This window comes from Bradyrhizobium arachidis (assembly GCF_015291705.1).
In the GTDB taxonomy this organism is placed as follows: domain Bacteria; phylum Pseudomonadota; class Alphaproteobacteria; order Rhizobiales; family Xanthobacteraceae; genus Bradyrhizobium; species Bradyrhizobium arachidis.
This window is the reverse complement of the sequence record NZ_CP030050.1, coordinates 2,306,280-2,320,675: the sequence shown is the minus strand read 5'-3', so window position 1 is coordinate 2,320,675 and position 14,396 is coordinate 2,306,280. Positions and strand designations below refer to the sequence as shown.

The following is a 14,396-nucleotide window of genomic DNA, read 5'->3' as shown; positions in this document are numbered from 1 at the left end:
ACGGCAAATATCGTCCGCCAGATTGGTGAAGGCACCGTCATCAGAGGCGATTCCATATGTGGCGCCATAGCCCGCTACGGTAGCGGCGCGACGTAGAGAAGGATGGTCAGGAGCCGAACCCAAGCCCATGGCGCGAGAGCGAGCGCAAGCCGGGCGACACCAAAGCTCACACCGTCCGCCACAAGGCCCGTTACGATGCCTCCGTTCAAGCCGGCACGGGTATGGAAGCCGAACATGGCAATCATCATGCCAACGAAGACCGGGAGCGCAGAGGCAGCAAGCATGAACACCAGCCAACAGATCAAGCCGATAACAAGGATAATGAGTGGTGGTCCGAGGATGAACATGGCGGGTGGGTTCCGTCAGATAGAGGTCTGACGGCTGCGCCTTCCACCACCACCACGGCGCGCGCGATACTATAGCAGGACACTCAGCGATCCGATCGTCACAAATCCAGTTGCGGGATTTTTGTCATTAGCGCCGAGCTTGCGCTCAAAGGGCTCGTGCAATCGGCATTTGATCCTTTGATCTTAAAGTGGGCGCCTGCCTTTTGAAATCACCTAGCGCAATCAGTTTCAGAAAAGTCCCGTGTTCTTCTCCATTTCGGCTGCCACTCCGTCGTGTGTTGCTTTTGCGCATCCGGGGTCACAATCGCCATCACTCCCAAGCCTTGGCTGTCTTCCGTTTGGCGGCGCTTTGGCACGCAACTATTTCCACGCAAACATAAACGTTGCGCATTGGATCTGCCCTCGCAAATGTCGGGTGTGGAGAGACTGTCGAAAGCTCAGATTGTCAAATTTGACAACGTCGGCAAGTTGACGCGACAAACACTTCCGAAGACCCCGCAAAGCCTACGAGTTCATTCGGCACGCGGCTTGCCTATTCGGGAAATCATCACCAATCGTAGTGCGGTGATCTTGGGGACGGGCCCGGCGCGCCCGCGTGTCTGGTCTGCTCCGACGATTGTCGTGCGGCGATACTTGAGGAGGCGGGTCGTGAACTGGCAAGTTCCGGGGCAAACTTTGATGCGATGTAACATTTTTTTGTGGTGCGACAACAATTGCGCTCCTCGCAAGCAGCGCAGCGAAGCCGGCGGATCTTGAGCAACTTAAACCGCCACAAGCGGTGTGGAACTGGTCTGGAGGCTATATTGGCGGGCATGCCGGCGGGGGGTAGGAGAGCAAATGTCATGCCGCGATAGCAGAACGATGAAGGATAAAAGTTGTGACTGTCTCAGCTGGCTAGCGATTAGAACGATTTGGCTGGGCGTGTAGCCAATCTAACAAACTGGCGAGATATTGGCCGAATACAAACAGGTCCTCGAGCGAGAACCGGTCGAGCAGAGCGGAGCGCCAAGACCCCCAAACCGCTTCAATCCGCGCTTTTAGAAGTTGCAAACTACTCCTGGCGTCACGCTAGGAAAACTCGTTGTGAACGGCGGAAATGTTGGCACAAGCCGCGCCGCCCTGTGGCTGCCCTTGAGCTATTTCTTTTTTTTCGCAATCTTGCGCTTCGGCTTCCGAGCTCTGGTCGCAGATTTAGCAGACTTTGACTCGGAGGGGGCCTTCTTCGCTCGTGGCGATCTTGGGCCGGTCTTCTTAGTCACAGGACCATCTTGAAAAGCGCTCTGCACTCGTCCGGCCAACACCTCGACGCGGTGTTGTAGGCTCGCTGCTTCATTTGTGCGACCAGCGGCGCGGAAATAGTTTGCGGCCCGTCGGAAACACGCCTCTGCGGCTTTGCGATCAGTCACGCTCTCAGTAAGCTCACTTCTGAGCAAGAGAGTGTCACCGAGGTGGCTCTCCACGCGCGCAATTTCAAGCGGGTCCCGCTCGACTTTGGGATAATATTCCAGAAGGCGCCGGTAGTGCTGTATCGCCGCCGAGAGGTTTTTTGCTTGGTTTATCCGGGAGGAGACTTCGACATAGGCAGCGGCGAGCCGTGCTTCTAAATGCATCCATGGGATGTCTCGTTTGCCATCTCTCGACAACAACTTTGCGACGTGTCCAAGTTCGCTCTCCGATTCGGCTGGAGACTGCGGCAAAGCGGCCAGGGCCGCGGTGAGGCGGCGTTCGAGCTGTTGTCGAACATCGAGGGCAACTGACGATCGGCCTTGCTCCTGTTCCGGCGGCTCCAGCAGAGACTGAACAAGTGCGCGCACGAACAACGACGCAAGCTGTCTATTGACCGTTAGATCCTGTCGCGGCGCATCGCTCAACACGCATACTGCTAGAAGATGCGCCTGCGGAAACTCCTCCTGCAGCTCGGCGATTTCGTCCATGCCGGACGAAAAGCCGGCGGCGGACAAAGCCGACCGGCCCCTTTCCATTCGCATATCGGCGAGAGTCCCGAAGGCTACATGCGGCGCCCCAGTGTTTGGAATGGAGATATACCGAGACCAGTCGTCGCCGTAGGACACTCTGTGCGCAGCATTGAGAAGTCTCATTGAAGGAGCCAGCGTTTCGCGCTCCTCCCGGGCGAACTCGGTCGCGACCAATAGTCGACTTCGGTCGGACTCGTTTGCTCGATAAGCGGTCCCGACCACGATGATTGCCTGAGGAGGATCGGCACGCGGCATGCGAAATTTGCTTGGAAACAGTGACAAGCTCATCCCGCCATCAGGTCCTTTGAGTTCAAACGAATCGAGCTCGTCCCGCGAGCTCCCAGTCCGACGAAATTCGCGGGCAAGCAGTTCCTTCACTTCGCCGATACTGGTGACAATCCACGTAGATCGGATTGGGCCTTGGGTCGGAATCATTGCGGCTAAAGGTCCGCAAATCGTGAAATCATTCCCGGATAGGCGAATCGAGACCTCGCTACTCAGACGCTTATGCAACCTTTGGGTCAGGGATCGCGTCGTCACGTAGCCGTTCACGGTCGCCGTACGCAAGGCGTCCAGTATCTCCGCCGTAAAGGACCGTGGTGCAACAGCCCGCCGCCCAAATCCCTGGGCAACAATTGTCAGGATGTTTGGGAGCACGGGATGAGGTATCCGCTGCACGAAAGACAGCGGCATGATGGTCTCGCTCCCCAATAGGGGCGCGCCTTCTCCATCGATTATGCACACGATATCGTCAAACGAGCCGTGATTTGCTGACTGAGATACAATCTCCGAGAGCGCAGTATCTTCCGGTTCTGACGAGCCCATCCTCAGAAAGAGCTGCTGCTGGCCGTCGACAACCGTATGTCCAGCAAAATAGATGAAAACTCGGCGATGGTCGCCAGCGCCTTTGGCGTGCTTGGCTAAGCTTTCGACCGCATCCAGCAGTTGAATTCGGTCGGGCTGTTCCAAATAGAGAACCTGCTCGCGCGCGATGCCTATTTCGCCGAGCCACCTCACAAAACTTTGCGCGTCGGCGTGAGCGTCGGCAATCAGCGGCATCCCCGGCACGCCGGGAGCGCCAATGACCAGGGCGAACTGGCTAACGGTGTTGAGGGGTGCAGTTGGAGCTTGCTCACCTTCATCGTCGGCCAGCGGCTCGCCCGCGATTTCCTCCCACACTCCGACCCTCAGCCGCCATTCGCCGCTCGAGTTCTGCCGTACGAGGCCGGTTTCAAGCAGCGCTTTCCAAGCGTCATCCTCTGTGTTTTCTGGGTCAAGTGGTAGATGGCGCCCGTATCGGAGCTTATCCAGAACGTCAGCAAGCCGGCGCTCGGAAAACCTGTTTCTAAATTGGTGAGCCTTCGTCTTCAAATCAGCGGCCGTTGCTGGATCGCCAAGCAGAGCCCGGCTCACTCGGGCGAATGCTGATGCGAAATCGGGAATTGAATGTTCACCGCGTTCGTCGAGGTATCTCACGGCGTATCTGCCCACGCGATCCTGGATATTTTCCAGATGCATCGAGACGCGCGCCTCCAACTCGGACGCAGCAGCTTCGGCTTCAGACTTGCGCAGAGACCGCATTAAGATTCTTCGAGCGAACGCACGGACCTCAAAATAGGTGCGCTCCGGATCGCTGTTCGCCGCCGCTTCCGCGGTGCCGACGATCCCACTCAGCATAACCTGCGCAAGCACATAGGGAGAGGTATCTCGTCCGAGAACTGCTTCTTGGATCAGCCGCGCGACGGGAAGCGTGAAGGGGGTCGTGCACAATAGACGTGCAAGCCTGAGCGCGTCGGGTGACTGCACCGCGAGAGCTGAGATGATCTGCTCGAAATCGGACTCGGAACGGTTGGCCCGGTTCGGCAGCAATGACGTGATGCGCGAGGAATCCAGGAAGATCACCGGATTGCTTCCGCCGAGCCCCATCTGCATCTTGGCAAATCGGTGTACGCTCGCGGGATCCAGGTCTAGCACCGGCACGAAGGGACTGGTCGTTTCGTCAGAGATCGTCCACCAATAACGGCGTACGTCGAGCTGCGCTACCGGAAGCCCCGGCTTCACAGCCGAACAGAGGCCTTGAGGCTCTCCCAAGGGGGAGCGCTTGCGATCACCCTCTGGCAGTAAATAGATGAGAGCGACCGACGATGTGTCCAGCCAATCGCGCAGAAGCCGATCATAACTGCCATTCGTCCAATTCGGCGAAGAACCGTGCGTGGCGAGAAGGACGAGCCTTGCAACTCCGCTGCCGGCGACGAACTTCGTTGAGACGCGGGCGCCAGCCTGTGACACGAGCACGAAACCAGAACCCTCCGCATCCGTCGCGCGCGACCGCTTCTCAAGGTGCCAGAAACGCACATCGTCGAAAGCGCCGCTTTCATGCAGGATCTTGAAAAATTCGCGAAGTGTTTGTCGCCAGATTGGGATCGCCGGATCGTCCTCGAGCACGAGATCGACGGTAAACCAGCGCTGCTCCGACGGCTTGAGGATCGGAAAGGGAAAACCGATGGTCGCGGATGCGTCGACTGTTTGCTCCTCGTCCATTTCTGACCGCTCGGCAGATTTTCTACGGAGCGTGAACGGCCGCAAAGCGCGCGAGAAGTCTAGGCGGTTTGGTAAGGCACGCGCTGAAGGAACGGAGCCGAGCGAGGCCCTGCGCGTCCCCACCCCGCTCGGCGCGTCGGCCCAGACTTGGGCGGGCGCGGCGCTTCGTGGACCGGCGGCGGCTTCGCTGGTCCGCTCGATGACGGCAGCACCACCGAGCGCCGGCTGCGTTTGGACGGCCGGCGTGCGTTGCTGCACGTCTTCCACGTCGTCGAATAACTTGCCACTGACGTGGTGGGCCAGCCAAAAGCAGTCGAGCATATGCTCAGCGGCTAGATCTACACCGCCCGAGCGCAGCCCCCTCAAAAGGTCGGAAAGCTGCATATCAGCTCGCGGTGAGTGAGCGGAGAAGGTTTTGCTTCAGTTGTTCGAGTTCCTCCTTGTCGAAGGATCTTGTACCATCGGCTAGCGAGACCGTCAGGAACATGGCGTTCAACAGCTGGTCCGTTGCGAGATCCTCATTTTTAGCCAGCCGTTCCGCGAATTCCTGGATGAGGTGACGTCTCTTATTCGTGCGATCCTCATCCTCGTACTTGCCCAGCTGTGATTCGACGATGTCAGCCTGATGCAGCGGCGCAGAAAAGGAGCAGGAAAATCGCGCTCAGCATTCGAAGTGATGACCACAAAGGGAAATTCGCCGCACACGATCCTTCCGTCGGCGATCGTGACCAGATCTCCAAAGTAGTCTCGCACCCGGACTTCATGCGCATTCGTGCCCCGCTTCCGGGATCGGGCTGTCGTCGGCTTCGGCTTCAGGCGCACGAGCTCGGGGATTTCATAGGTACCCTCTTCAATAACGTTCAGCAAATCGTTGGCGAAATCCAGATCGGACTTGTCGATCTCATCGATGAGGAGAGGCCGCGGCCAGGTCTGGCCCATCAGCGCTGTACCCAAGGGGCCAAGGCGGAGGAAGTCCTCCACAGGCGGATCCTTTGTCTTGCTCGCTTGGAGGCGGCCAACCGCATCATACTCGTAGATCCCGCCCTTCACTGTAGGTTTGGAGGAGATCGGCCAACGGATGACAGATCCAAGGCGGAGTTCGTAAGCAACTTTCGAAATGAGGGTCGATTTGCCAGTTCCTGGCCTGCCGGTAAGGAGCAGCGGGCGCCTAAGATAGAGGGCAGCATTGACAGCCATCCTCATCGGTTCAGTGGGAATAAAGGGGTCGGCCCTCTTCTTCTCGGAGGCCAAGTCCAGCCCCGCGGGACGCGATAATTGGCTGTTGCGGCCAGCGAACCGCCATGGCGGCGCCGGCGGAAGATCGTAGAGCCTGTCGGTCTGTTCTGCGTCTTTGCCGGTAAATATCTTCCAGTCTTGTGTCATGTGCTCGTTCGCGAAGGAGATGAGAGTTTCAAAAATGGCTTGAAATCAGGATCGTCCCATAGCAAGGCCCCGTGCACCGCCAACTCGTTGCATTCCTGCCGTCCGTTACGAATCCAGCTTGGAAGGTCTTTGAGCTGACCCACACCGGCTAGGGCGTCTAGAAGATATTTCTTCAGTGCGATCGTCCAGTCTCCGCCGCAGGCCGGCTCCTTCTGAAGCCAATAGGCGTAACCAACTCCGCGCAGCACCACGCGTCTTAGAATATCGCGGCGCCCTGTTTCCGCGTGAGGATCGGGCCCGCAAATGATGCCGGCATAGCAGAAGCCTTGATCACCAGAAAACATCTGCGGCAGCTTGGTTGCTTCGCTCGGAATCTGTACGAGCTTGATCTTGTCCGGAGAGCATTTCGCCATTGCCTGCTTGTAAGCCAGAACGGCTTGTGGCGGCGGATCTTGATAGGCTCGGTACTTGTCGCGCAGCACCACGACGTAGTGCTCACCTAGTTCGCCCTCGTTGGGCCGCGGTATTTTGTGGAATTCGTGATGAAAGAGGAAAGGCCGCACCACGAATTGGATCTCGCTGATCTGGACTCCTTTCTGAACCATGGAGTCGAGCGCGCTGTTCACGGCAGCGCTCAGCTCATCCCAATCCGCTAGCTGCCGTTGGAAAGGCGGAACATTCAGCCACTTCCCCGCCCGCGTGCATGCAAATGCGGAAAGAAGCGAAGGGTCTGCGCGTTCATTGCCGTCAATTTCAACGATAAGCAGCTTCTCGTCTGCTTCGGCGGCTAATCTTTCCCTGACCGAGTTTCGCCGGTACGCGAGCGGTGCTGGCAACTCCTCGAGCCACCGTTTCAGAGGCGCGCCCTCGGGATCGAAACTGAGCCTCGTCACGAATTGCAGGAAGGCGTCCGATATGTCCGTAAGGTCCTCGGCATCGAACATTTCCGCGAGCTCGGCGAGCATCTGGACCAGGTCGGGATCACCTTCCACTGGCAGTCTCAAATCTGCAAGGGTCGCCTCATAGGAGTTGCGGATTGCTCGCGAACTCAGATTTGCGCTGGCAAGCAACGCCTGCACCTCCAATACATGGGGCGGATATGACCGTGCGGAGGCTCCGCCGAACCGTCGGCCTGCGATCGTCGTCGCCTCGTCATCGGCATCAAGCGTGAACGGCTTCAGCTTGGCTTTATCCAGCTCAGGTAGGAGTGTCTTGAGCACAATACCCGTGTCAGGCCAGGTTTTCTGCCGACCAAGCCAATCCAGCGCGACGTCAGAAAATCCGCCTCTGGAGTACCCGCCTTCCCGTGTGGCGAAAGCTGCGACCTGTCTTGCGTGCCGTTGCCCGCTGACCGAAAGCTGGTCCGGATCAATCACGTCGCTGTACCTTGCGCAGACGTCGACCAGAAAGATCTGCTCGGTGAAACAAGTGTACTCCGGATGGGAGCCGAGCCGGCGGAATCTCCGTGTGGCATTGAAAGTGCGGTCATCGCATCTCGCGGCATCGTAGTCGCTGCAGAGAAGGATCCGATCTCCTGCGCCGGCATATCCATGTCCGCACCAGTATAAGAACAGCCGCGAGTCCGGCGGTATCCCAGCTGGAACGGAGGCCAGTTCATTGAGAATAGCCGCCTTCGTCGGTTCCTCCAAGACTGTTACGCCCTCGGCCCGAAGTCTCTCGATGTCCACTTCGCCCCTATACCCGTCCGACGATGAGGTCCGATTGACGAGAAGGTGAATGTTCTTTGCCTTGGCGCCCATCCCCAAGAGGTGACGAGCAGCAGTCATCGCATTAGCAAACGGCGAGGAGATATCGATTCCGCTACGGGAATATTTCTCAATTCCAACGATTACGGCGACAATCTCTCTCATTATTCCCGCCCGGTGATGAAACTTCTGATCCTGGTCCAGACGACTTCGTTGCCAAAGTAGGCGCTGTGAGATTCAGGGAAGGGCTGCCCTGAGGCGACCTCGAAATCGATCGCATTGGGAAAAATTCTCGAGGCGAAGAAACTCAGAAAATCATTTCTGTCGAAGACATTCAGCCATCTCGGAAAGCCTTCGCGCAGCTTCTCTCCAGGTTTCAATGAGGAAAGCGAACCTATTTCGTGCATGAACGACGATTGGGAGCCGAGGGTCACGAGACCATCGACCTGCGGAATGTCGCCTAAAGCCAGCAGATCCACACAGGCCATGCCGCCGAGGCTATGTGCGACGATGGTCACTGGCGCAGGACAGGACTCAATCTTGCTCTTAATGAACGAGCGGATCTTGGCTCCGTTGGTCTGATAAAGCAGGACGTCTCCGAGAGGGAGAGCCGCGACCGCATTGAGCGCGTTGCGACGATCTCTGACGTATCTCGTCCCGGCGCGCGCCACAAATTTGAGAAATCGGTCGCTTATCCCGAACACCTGTTGCTTCCAGTCAATCAAGAGCCGCTGCACCAGCTTCTCGCGGTGAACGGCGGACAGAGCGGGGCGCGAGCGAGAGATGGCTTCCACATGCAGCTGCGCCACCAAAGCTCGGGCGAGCGCGCGGAACGCTTCTTGAGGTTCATGCTCGGACGCCTCAAATGCGCGCTCGGTGACCTTATCGGATAAAATCCGGGTTCGGGCGGGCTCCCAAACATCCTCAAGGCCACCGCGAGCGAGCAATTGCCGGAACTCCAGGCTGGGAGCGTACGCCCTCACCTGTTCGAGATTTTGCTCGGCCGGCGTTGGTCCTTCCGGATTCAGAACGCCTGCATTTGCAGCACTTCCATCGGGAATTCCGAGCAAGGAAAGTTCGACAAGCGGATCATCTAGGATCCAGATCCACTGAGCGAGATCCTCTTCCGCCTTGAGCTCGACTTCCGCGGTCGGAACATCCGGAAGAGAAAGCCCTTCGAATTCAACCCCGAGGGAATCTCCCCAAGCACAGGGGAACAAATTCCGTCCCAAGCTGCACTCGCTGGCCGTTTTCTCGGCGACCTCTAAGCTCTTCTCGTACTTGCCAAGCCGAACACCAGTGCCGTGCACGAGAAGAATAGATCCTTGCGGCATGATAGGACTCCGCTGATCACCACCTGCACGAGCCTACCGCGCCCCCTGCACGTCTTCAATCGGTGGCGTGCTGTTTGAACGCGGACGGAACGCGCACGCTCAACCTACTGAGCCAGGCTATTCCCTTGCCAGCCCACTCGTCCCGACGACAGGGACAAACGGCCGCTCGCTCGCGCGGCCATTTTGCTTCGATGAGTCGCGTGCGCGTCCCAGAAACACTCTAGCTAACATATTGATCTTTAATTCGATTTCGTCGGAAAAACTGGGGCATCCCTGAGTAGAATTAGGGTGCCACCGCGCCCCACGCAGGTCAGCAGATCAGACCGCCGGGGTTCCGGACGCGCACGTCGTTCGCGGCTCCGCGCCTAGCTCGCCGGCTCGTCCGCCCCCTTTCCGAAGGCCAAACGCGAGCGGGAAGGTTTCGGCCGAAAGAGACTCGAGCGCGATCTGCTCTTCGGTGAGGCGTTTTTCGATGAACTGACGCTCCACATCCGACAGGTTCGACTTCAGCAGGCGACGATAGCGGTGGATGTTGTTGCGGTAAGCACGAATGCGGGCGAAGTATTCATCGAGCATCCTGGACGCTCCTGACGTCGTCGCAATGTCTACGAAGAGATATTCAGGCGAGCATGTCGCTGGTTAACGCGCTGCCTGTCGTCGCATCGCGGAAACCGTTCGGCATGGCAGCTCGTAATATCATTCCTAGCATTTCCATTTCGACGATCCGCAGCGTTTTTCGCTCGCCATGCGCCGATTTTCTGCTCCGCTAGTCCCTCAAACAGAGCTGGACGCTTGTAAGACGCAAGGAACGGTTGGCAGGCCGCGGGTGGCGGAGGCTTATCGCCAACAAGCTCGTCCGTCGGTATTCTCTCCCGGCGAGCTGAACATCATCTGCCGATGTGCTATACGGAGCTTCGGTGAGAACAGGTTTGTTTGAGAGTTTCGATGTCTCTTTCGATTGGATTGATTGTGGACGGTTATGTGAAACTAAACAACCGCAGCGCGCTGGAGAACCTTCTGACGCATCGGCGGGAGCTACTGCTGAAGTTGAACCGTGTAACCGGAATTGATCCGACGGAAGCGATCGCTCAGGTCAGTCAAGAAATCACAATGATCGAAAAGGCACTTGCGGCGCTCGCACGGGAGTAAAACCTCTGCGCGGACGGATACACCTCTGCGAGCTAGCCGGGTCGCCATGCCGCAGGCGACGCGACCGCGACCGAACCTAGAGAACAGGCCAGGATCTTCAGCACTGCGACTTGTAAATTCACCTCAATGACAAGCGAGGTCCTAGATCTATCGCCACATCGTTGGCGCTTTGGAAAGAGCTTCCTGACCTATCTGTCTAAGCAGATCGGGCCGCGTCTCACCTCTGGTGGCGGCCTCCAGGATTTTGGAAGCAACGTAGGCGCGGACACCGGCGTCATACGGTGAGACGTTCTCGCAAACCTCCTCCAGGATCGTGCGCAGGAGCGCGGTCGTGACACCGTCCAGCATTGGGAGATCTCCCTCATCCCATCGAGGAAGATAATGGACATTTGCTGGGCCGCAACGCAAGCACATCAGATCGCGTGAGGCTTTGTGACTGCAGGTGAGCCGATTTTCACGGGGGTGCAAATTGCGGCAGCTCGCTTAATCGGCCTGCTTTTGCTTTTCTCGTCGCCCCTCTCTGGCTTAACTGACAAGCTTGGCGAAGCCCAGAGCCCAATGCGACGCCCTGCGATTACGCAAGGCATGCTGGGACTTCTATTGCGCGCCGGACTGGCTGACCGGCTGCGGCTGGCCAATGTGTTCGGACGGCGCCACTTCGGTTGCCGATCTCATCAGGTTCAATTGCGGTCAGAGGATTTGCCGCTTATCGCGCCTGCCGCGTCCAACCAAGCCCGAGCGCTTCGCATCTTGCACTGCAGAGGGACGTCGCGATCAATTGTTGGGATGAAGTATATCTTCGCGTCAAAAACCAGCGTCAGCCCTGTGTTTGGCGCCGAAATCGCGCCAAGATCTGACGCCACGATCAGTGACCCGTGACTTGCCCCCTAGCCGGTCGGCTCGCGATCGTGAAGCGATTTCATGGTTACGGACGTGTGGCGAATAATTCATCGCACGTATTGGCAGCACACGATTTTGAGCGATCCTCCTTTGGCAATGCCCGCTTACAGGCGGATGATCTCAGTAGCGACTTGCGCTTTGGACATATAAGCCTGTCGTAGCCGAAGGCCCAAGCACGGGCACGCGAACGTCGTGTGAAAATTCATCGGGGGCGCTGCCGTAATACAGGATTTGAGCGCGGGAGCGGGGCTCGTCGCATTAATCGATATTGCCATTTTGTTACAGTCTCCGCCCAGAGCGATCACATGCAGCCGGAGCGCGGCATATTCCGCGGCCACATTGTAAGCCATTACTGCAACTGAGCATGAGCCATGAGCCAGATGGCGTCGCCGAACGTGCGGTCGCATCAGCGAGCTGGGCGCGAACCCTTTGGAGGGAGTGAGCTAGCAAACCAGCCCGCCGCGGCCTGCATGTGAAAACTCCAATCTGACGGCGAGGCGCCTCATTCAGCGAAGAGAAGCGACTGGGCTGTTCAGACTTTCTGCTGTGTTTGTCGAATCGGAAAGGGAGCCACATGAATCATCTCGGCAGCAGCCAACGTCGCACAACATCTGTGATGACGGCCGAACAGTACGAGCTGGAGCGCTGCAGGCAGGAAATTGCGCGCCTCAAACAGCTGGTTGTACGACTTTCTGAAATTGCTTTGCGCCACGTCGTAGAAAGCGTGCAAAGCAGTCAGAATGGCCCGGAACGTCTGAGCGAGCCGCCAAAGTCATAATACGAAAAGCGAACCCGCGCTTGGCTGCTCTCTGCAGAGTGGAGCGGCTCCGTCTCGCTCCACTTGAGCGGCAGAGCCGATCAACCGACATCAAGTGCTCGAGTGTGGGGCAGTTATTTAGGACGTAAAGGAGCAGTTTCGGATCGCGTTCGAGAGCTCTTTCAGGATGTTTGAGGATTTCAGCGCCAACTGATCGGATTCGACTGCTTCTGAGCGCAGTCGCTTGCGGATCTGGCTACGGGCTAGTCACGTGAATCTAAAGTTCGCCACATAAAGTCTGCTGGGCTTTGTGGCAGAAGCGTTTGACGGAAGCCAAAATCTGGTCTGCGGACTTGGTCCATTTGAAGGGCTTGGGATTTTTGTTGTGCAGGTCGATGAAGGTACGGATGTCGGCCTCGAGCTGCCTGACGGAGGTGTGAACACCTCGCTGGATCTGCTTTCGGGTGAGCTCAGCGAACCAGCGTTCGACCTGATTGATCCATGACGCGGAAGTCGGCGTGAAGTGGACATGATAATGCGGCCGACGGGCGAGCCACGCTTTGATCTTGGGTGTTTTGTGAGTGGCGTAGTTGTCCATGACGATATGGACATCGATCCCTTCAGGGACTTGAGCGTCGATCTCTTTGAGGAACTTCAAGAACTCGACTGCCCGGTGGCGCTTGTAGCATTTGCCGATGACGAATCCAGAGGCGACATCGAGCGCGGCAAACAGCGAGGTCGTACCATGCCGCACATAGCTGTGCGTGCGCCGTTCCGGTACGCCCGGCATCATCGGCAGGACCGGCTGCTCGCGATCCAGGGCCTGGATCTGGCTTTTCTCATCGACACTGAGGACAAGGGCTCGGTTCGGTGGGGAAAGGTAAAGGCCGACGATATCGCGGACCTTGTCGACGAACAGCGGGTCGCTCGACAGCTTGAATGTCTGGCTGCGGTGCGGCTGCAGGCCGAACGCCGTCCACATTCGGCGGATCGTGGTGTGGGAAAAGCCAGTTTCCGCAGCCATTGAGCGGATCGACCAGTGCGTCGCGTCGGGTGGCGTTGTACGCAATGTCCGCTCAATTACCTCAGCAACCTGATCGTCGTTGATGGTTCGAGGGCGGCCCGGGCGGGCCTCGTCAAGCAGGCCATCACAGCGATCCTTCAAAAATCGGCGGCGCCACTTGCCGACGGTGTGTTCGTGGAGGCCGAGTTCGACAGCCACAGACTTGCTTGGCAAGCCATCCGCACACCGCAGGATCGCGCGGCAGCGCTCAGATAGCGATCGGGCAACGCGATGACGACGAACTTGTCTCTCCAAGTACGCCCGCTCCGGCGGACTAAGCACCAACGGCGCGATCGGCCGGCCTCGCTCACCTGCATTCGCCACAAGCTCTCTCCTCTGTAGAGATTCGAGCTATCAACTAATGTGACGAACTTGCGTTCCAGATGACTAGCTCAGAACTACATTGTCGATCAACCGAGTCGAGCCGACGTACGCTGCGACACAGAGCACCGCCGGATAGCGCAGCGGGCTCTCGGCAATCCTGAGAGTCCCAGCGTCGACAAGCTCAAGGTACTGCAATCGATCGATCAATTCCAAATGCTTTGTTGCAAGCGCAATCAGCGTTGCCGAGTCGCGCTCCCCTGAGGCAAACTCTTGCGCTGCGGCGAACAAGCCACGGCTGATCGCAAGGCTCCGACCGCGTTCTTCCGGGCTGAGATAACGGTTTCGACTGCTCATTGCCAGCCCGTCCGGCTCCCGCACAGTTGGCACGGTGACAATCTCGATCGGAAGGTTCAGATCAACCGTCATGCGGCGTATCACAGCGCATTGCTGAAAATCCTTCTGTCCAAAGTACGCGAGGTCCGGCTGCACCATGTTCAATAGTTTGCAGACGACAGTCGCTACACCACGAAAATGTCCGGGCCTGAAACCTCCGCAGAGCGGTTTTGCGAGTTCGCCCGGCTCGACAAAGGTCTCGAACTGAGCCGGATAGATCTCCTCTGCACCTGGCGCGAAGATGATGGAGGCACCGGCATTACGGCACAAGGCTTCATCGCGCGCGAAGTCGCGAGGGTACCTGCTGAGATCCTCATTTGGGCCGAACTGAGTGGGGTTGACGAAGATGCTAACGACAGTGACGTCGCAGTGTCCACGGCTGGCCGAGATCAGGGACTGGTGACCATCGTGCAGGTATCCCATTGTCGGAACGAACCCAATGCGCTTACCGGCGTCGCGGACGTCTGCAAGGGCCCGACGCAGCTCAGCGAGCTTCGTAATTACTTGCATTTCTTACCTTGCT

The 14,396-nt window shown here is 57.9% G+C and carries 11 protein-coding genes; 2 read left to right on the top strand and 9 right to left on the bottom strand.

Annotated elements, in window-relative coordinates; translation table 11 throughout:
- Positions 1-74: 74 nt before the first annotated feature.
- The 6 genes from WN72_RS46860 to WN72_RS10675 all read right to left on the bottom strand — a co-directional run bounded on the left by WN72_RS46860 (position 75) and on the right by WN72_RS10675 (position 9,863).
- The gene (locus tag WN72_RS46860; RefSeq protein WP_244553995.1) at positions 75-347 is read right to left on the bottom strand and encodes a hypothetical protein; all 273 of its coding nucleotides are present in this window, start codon (positions 345-347) and stop codon (positions 75-77) included.
- Between the two features lie 1,136 nt (positions 348-1,483).
- Entirely contained in the window at positions 1,484-5,248 is a 3,765-nt protein-coding gene (locus WN72_RS10695; RefSeq protein ID WP_092220184.1) for an SAV_2336 N-terminal domain-related protein, read from the bottom strand.
- 108 nt (positions 5,249-5,356) lie between these two features.
- Complete coding sequence (locus tag WN72_RS10690; RefSeq protein ID WP_092220182.1) at positions 5,357-6,247, bottom strand: AAA family ATPase; 891 nt, start codon at positions 6,245-6,247, stop codon at positions 5,357-5,359.
- Complete coding sequence (locus WN72_RS10685) at positions 6,244-8,118, bottom strand: VMAP-C domain-containing protein (RefSeq protein WP_092220180.1); 1,875 nt, start codon at positions 8,116-8,118, stop codon at positions 6,244-6,246. The genes WN72_RS10690 and WN72_RS10685 overlap by 4 nt, the downstream gene beginning before the upstream one ends.
- A complete protein-coding gene (locus tag WN72_RS10680) occupies positions 8,118-9,287 on the bottom strand; it encodes a lipase family protein (RefSeq protein ID WP_092220178.1) in 1,170 nt (389 codons plus the stop codon). The genes WN72_RS10685 and WN72_RS10680 overlap by 1 nt, the downstream gene beginning before the upstream one ends.
- Positions 9,288-9,605: 318 nt before the next feature.
- Positions 9,606-9,863 (bottom strand): hypothetical protein, encoded by a 258-nt coding sequence (locus tag WN72_RS10675; protein ID WP_167336577.1) that lies wholly within the window; start codon positions 9,861-9,863, stop codon positions 9,606-9,608.
- A 369-nt stretch (positions 9,864-10,232) separates the two neighbouring features.
- On the opposite strand from WN72_RS10675, the gene WN72_RS10670 reads away from it, so the two are divergent.
- Entirely contained in the window at positions 10,233-10,436 is a 204-nt protein-coding gene (locus WN72_RS10670; RefSeq protein ID WP_092220176.1) for a hypothetical protein, read from the top strand.
- A 147-nt stretch (positions 10,437-10,583) separates the two neighbouring features.
- On the opposite strand, the gene WN72_RS10665 is transcribed toward WN72_RS10670, so the two are convergent.
- A complete protein-coding gene (locus WN72_RS10665) occupies positions 10,584-10,784 on the bottom strand; it encodes a hypothetical protein (protein ID WP_167381163.1) in 201 nt (66 codons plus the stop codon).
- Positions 10,785-11,910: 1,126 nt separating this feature from the next.
- Between WN72_RS10665 and WN72_RS10660 the strand changes: the two genes are divergently transcribed.
- Complete coding sequence (locus WN72_RS10660; protein ID WP_092220172.1) at positions 11,911-12,114, top strand: hypothetical protein; 204 nt, start codon at positions 11,911-11,913, stop codon at positions 12,112-12,114.
- A 256-nt stretch (positions 12,115-12,370) separates the two neighbouring features.
- Here WN72_RS10660 and WN72_RS10655 read toward each other — a convergent pair whose 3' ends face one another.
- A complete protein-coding gene (locus tag WN72_RS10655) occupies positions 12,371-13,480 on the bottom strand; it encodes an IS630 family transposase (protein ID WP_080137402.1) in 1,110 nt (369 codons plus the stop codon).
- A gap of 63 nt (positions 13,481-13,543) precedes the next feature.
- Positions 13,544-14,383, bottom strand: coding sequence for a pantoate--beta-alanine ligase (gene panC / locus WN72_RS10650; protein WP_092220761.1), 840 nt, complete (start codon positions 14,381-14,383; stop codon positions 13,544-13,546).
- Between the last annotated feature and the right edge of the window lie 13 nt (positions 14,384-14,396).

Excerpts from the sequence above, each read along its gene's own strand:
- WN72_RS46860 (WP_244553995.1), bottom strand. The coding sequence starts at position 347 with ATGTTCATCCTCGGACCACCACTCATTATCCTTGTTATCGGCTTGATC.
- WN72_RS10695 (WP_092220184.1), bottom strand. The coding sequence starts at position 5,248 with ATGCAGCTTTCCGACCTTTTGAGGGGGCTGCGCTCGGGCGGTGTAGAT.
- WN72_RS10690 (WP_092220182.1), bottom strand. The coding sequence starts at position 6,247 with ATGACACAAGACTGGAAGATATTTACCGGCAAAGACGCAGAACAGACC.
- WN72_RS10685 (WP_092220180.1), bottom strand. The coding sequence starts at position 8,118 with ATGAGAGAGATTGTCGCCGTAATCGTTGGAATTGAGAAATATTCCCGT.
- WN72_RS10680 (WP_092220178.1), bottom strand. The coding sequence starts at position 9,287 with ATGCCGCAAGGATCTATTCTTCTCGTGCACGGCACTGGTGTTCGGCTT.
- WN72_RS10675 (WP_167336577.1), bottom strand. The coding sequence starts at position 9,863 with ATGCTCGATGAATACTTCGCCCGCATTCGTGCTTACCGCAACAACATC.
- WN72_RS10670 (WP_092220176.1), top strand. The coding sequence starts at position 10,233 with ATGTCTCTTTCGATTGGATTGATTGTGGACGGTTATGTGAAACTAAAC.
- WN72_RS10665 (WP_167381163.1), bottom strand. The coding sequence starts at position 10,784 with ATGCTGGACGGTGTCACGACCGCGCTCCTGCGCACGATCCTGGAGGAG.
- WN72_RS10660 (WP_092220172.1), top strand. The coding sequence starts at position 11,911 with ATGAATCATCTCGGCAGCAGCCAACGTCGCACAACATCTGTGATGACG.
- panC (WP_092220761.1), bottom strand. The coding sequence starts at position 14,383 with ATGCAAGTAATTACGAAGCTCGCTGAGCTGCGTCGGGCCCTTGCAGAC.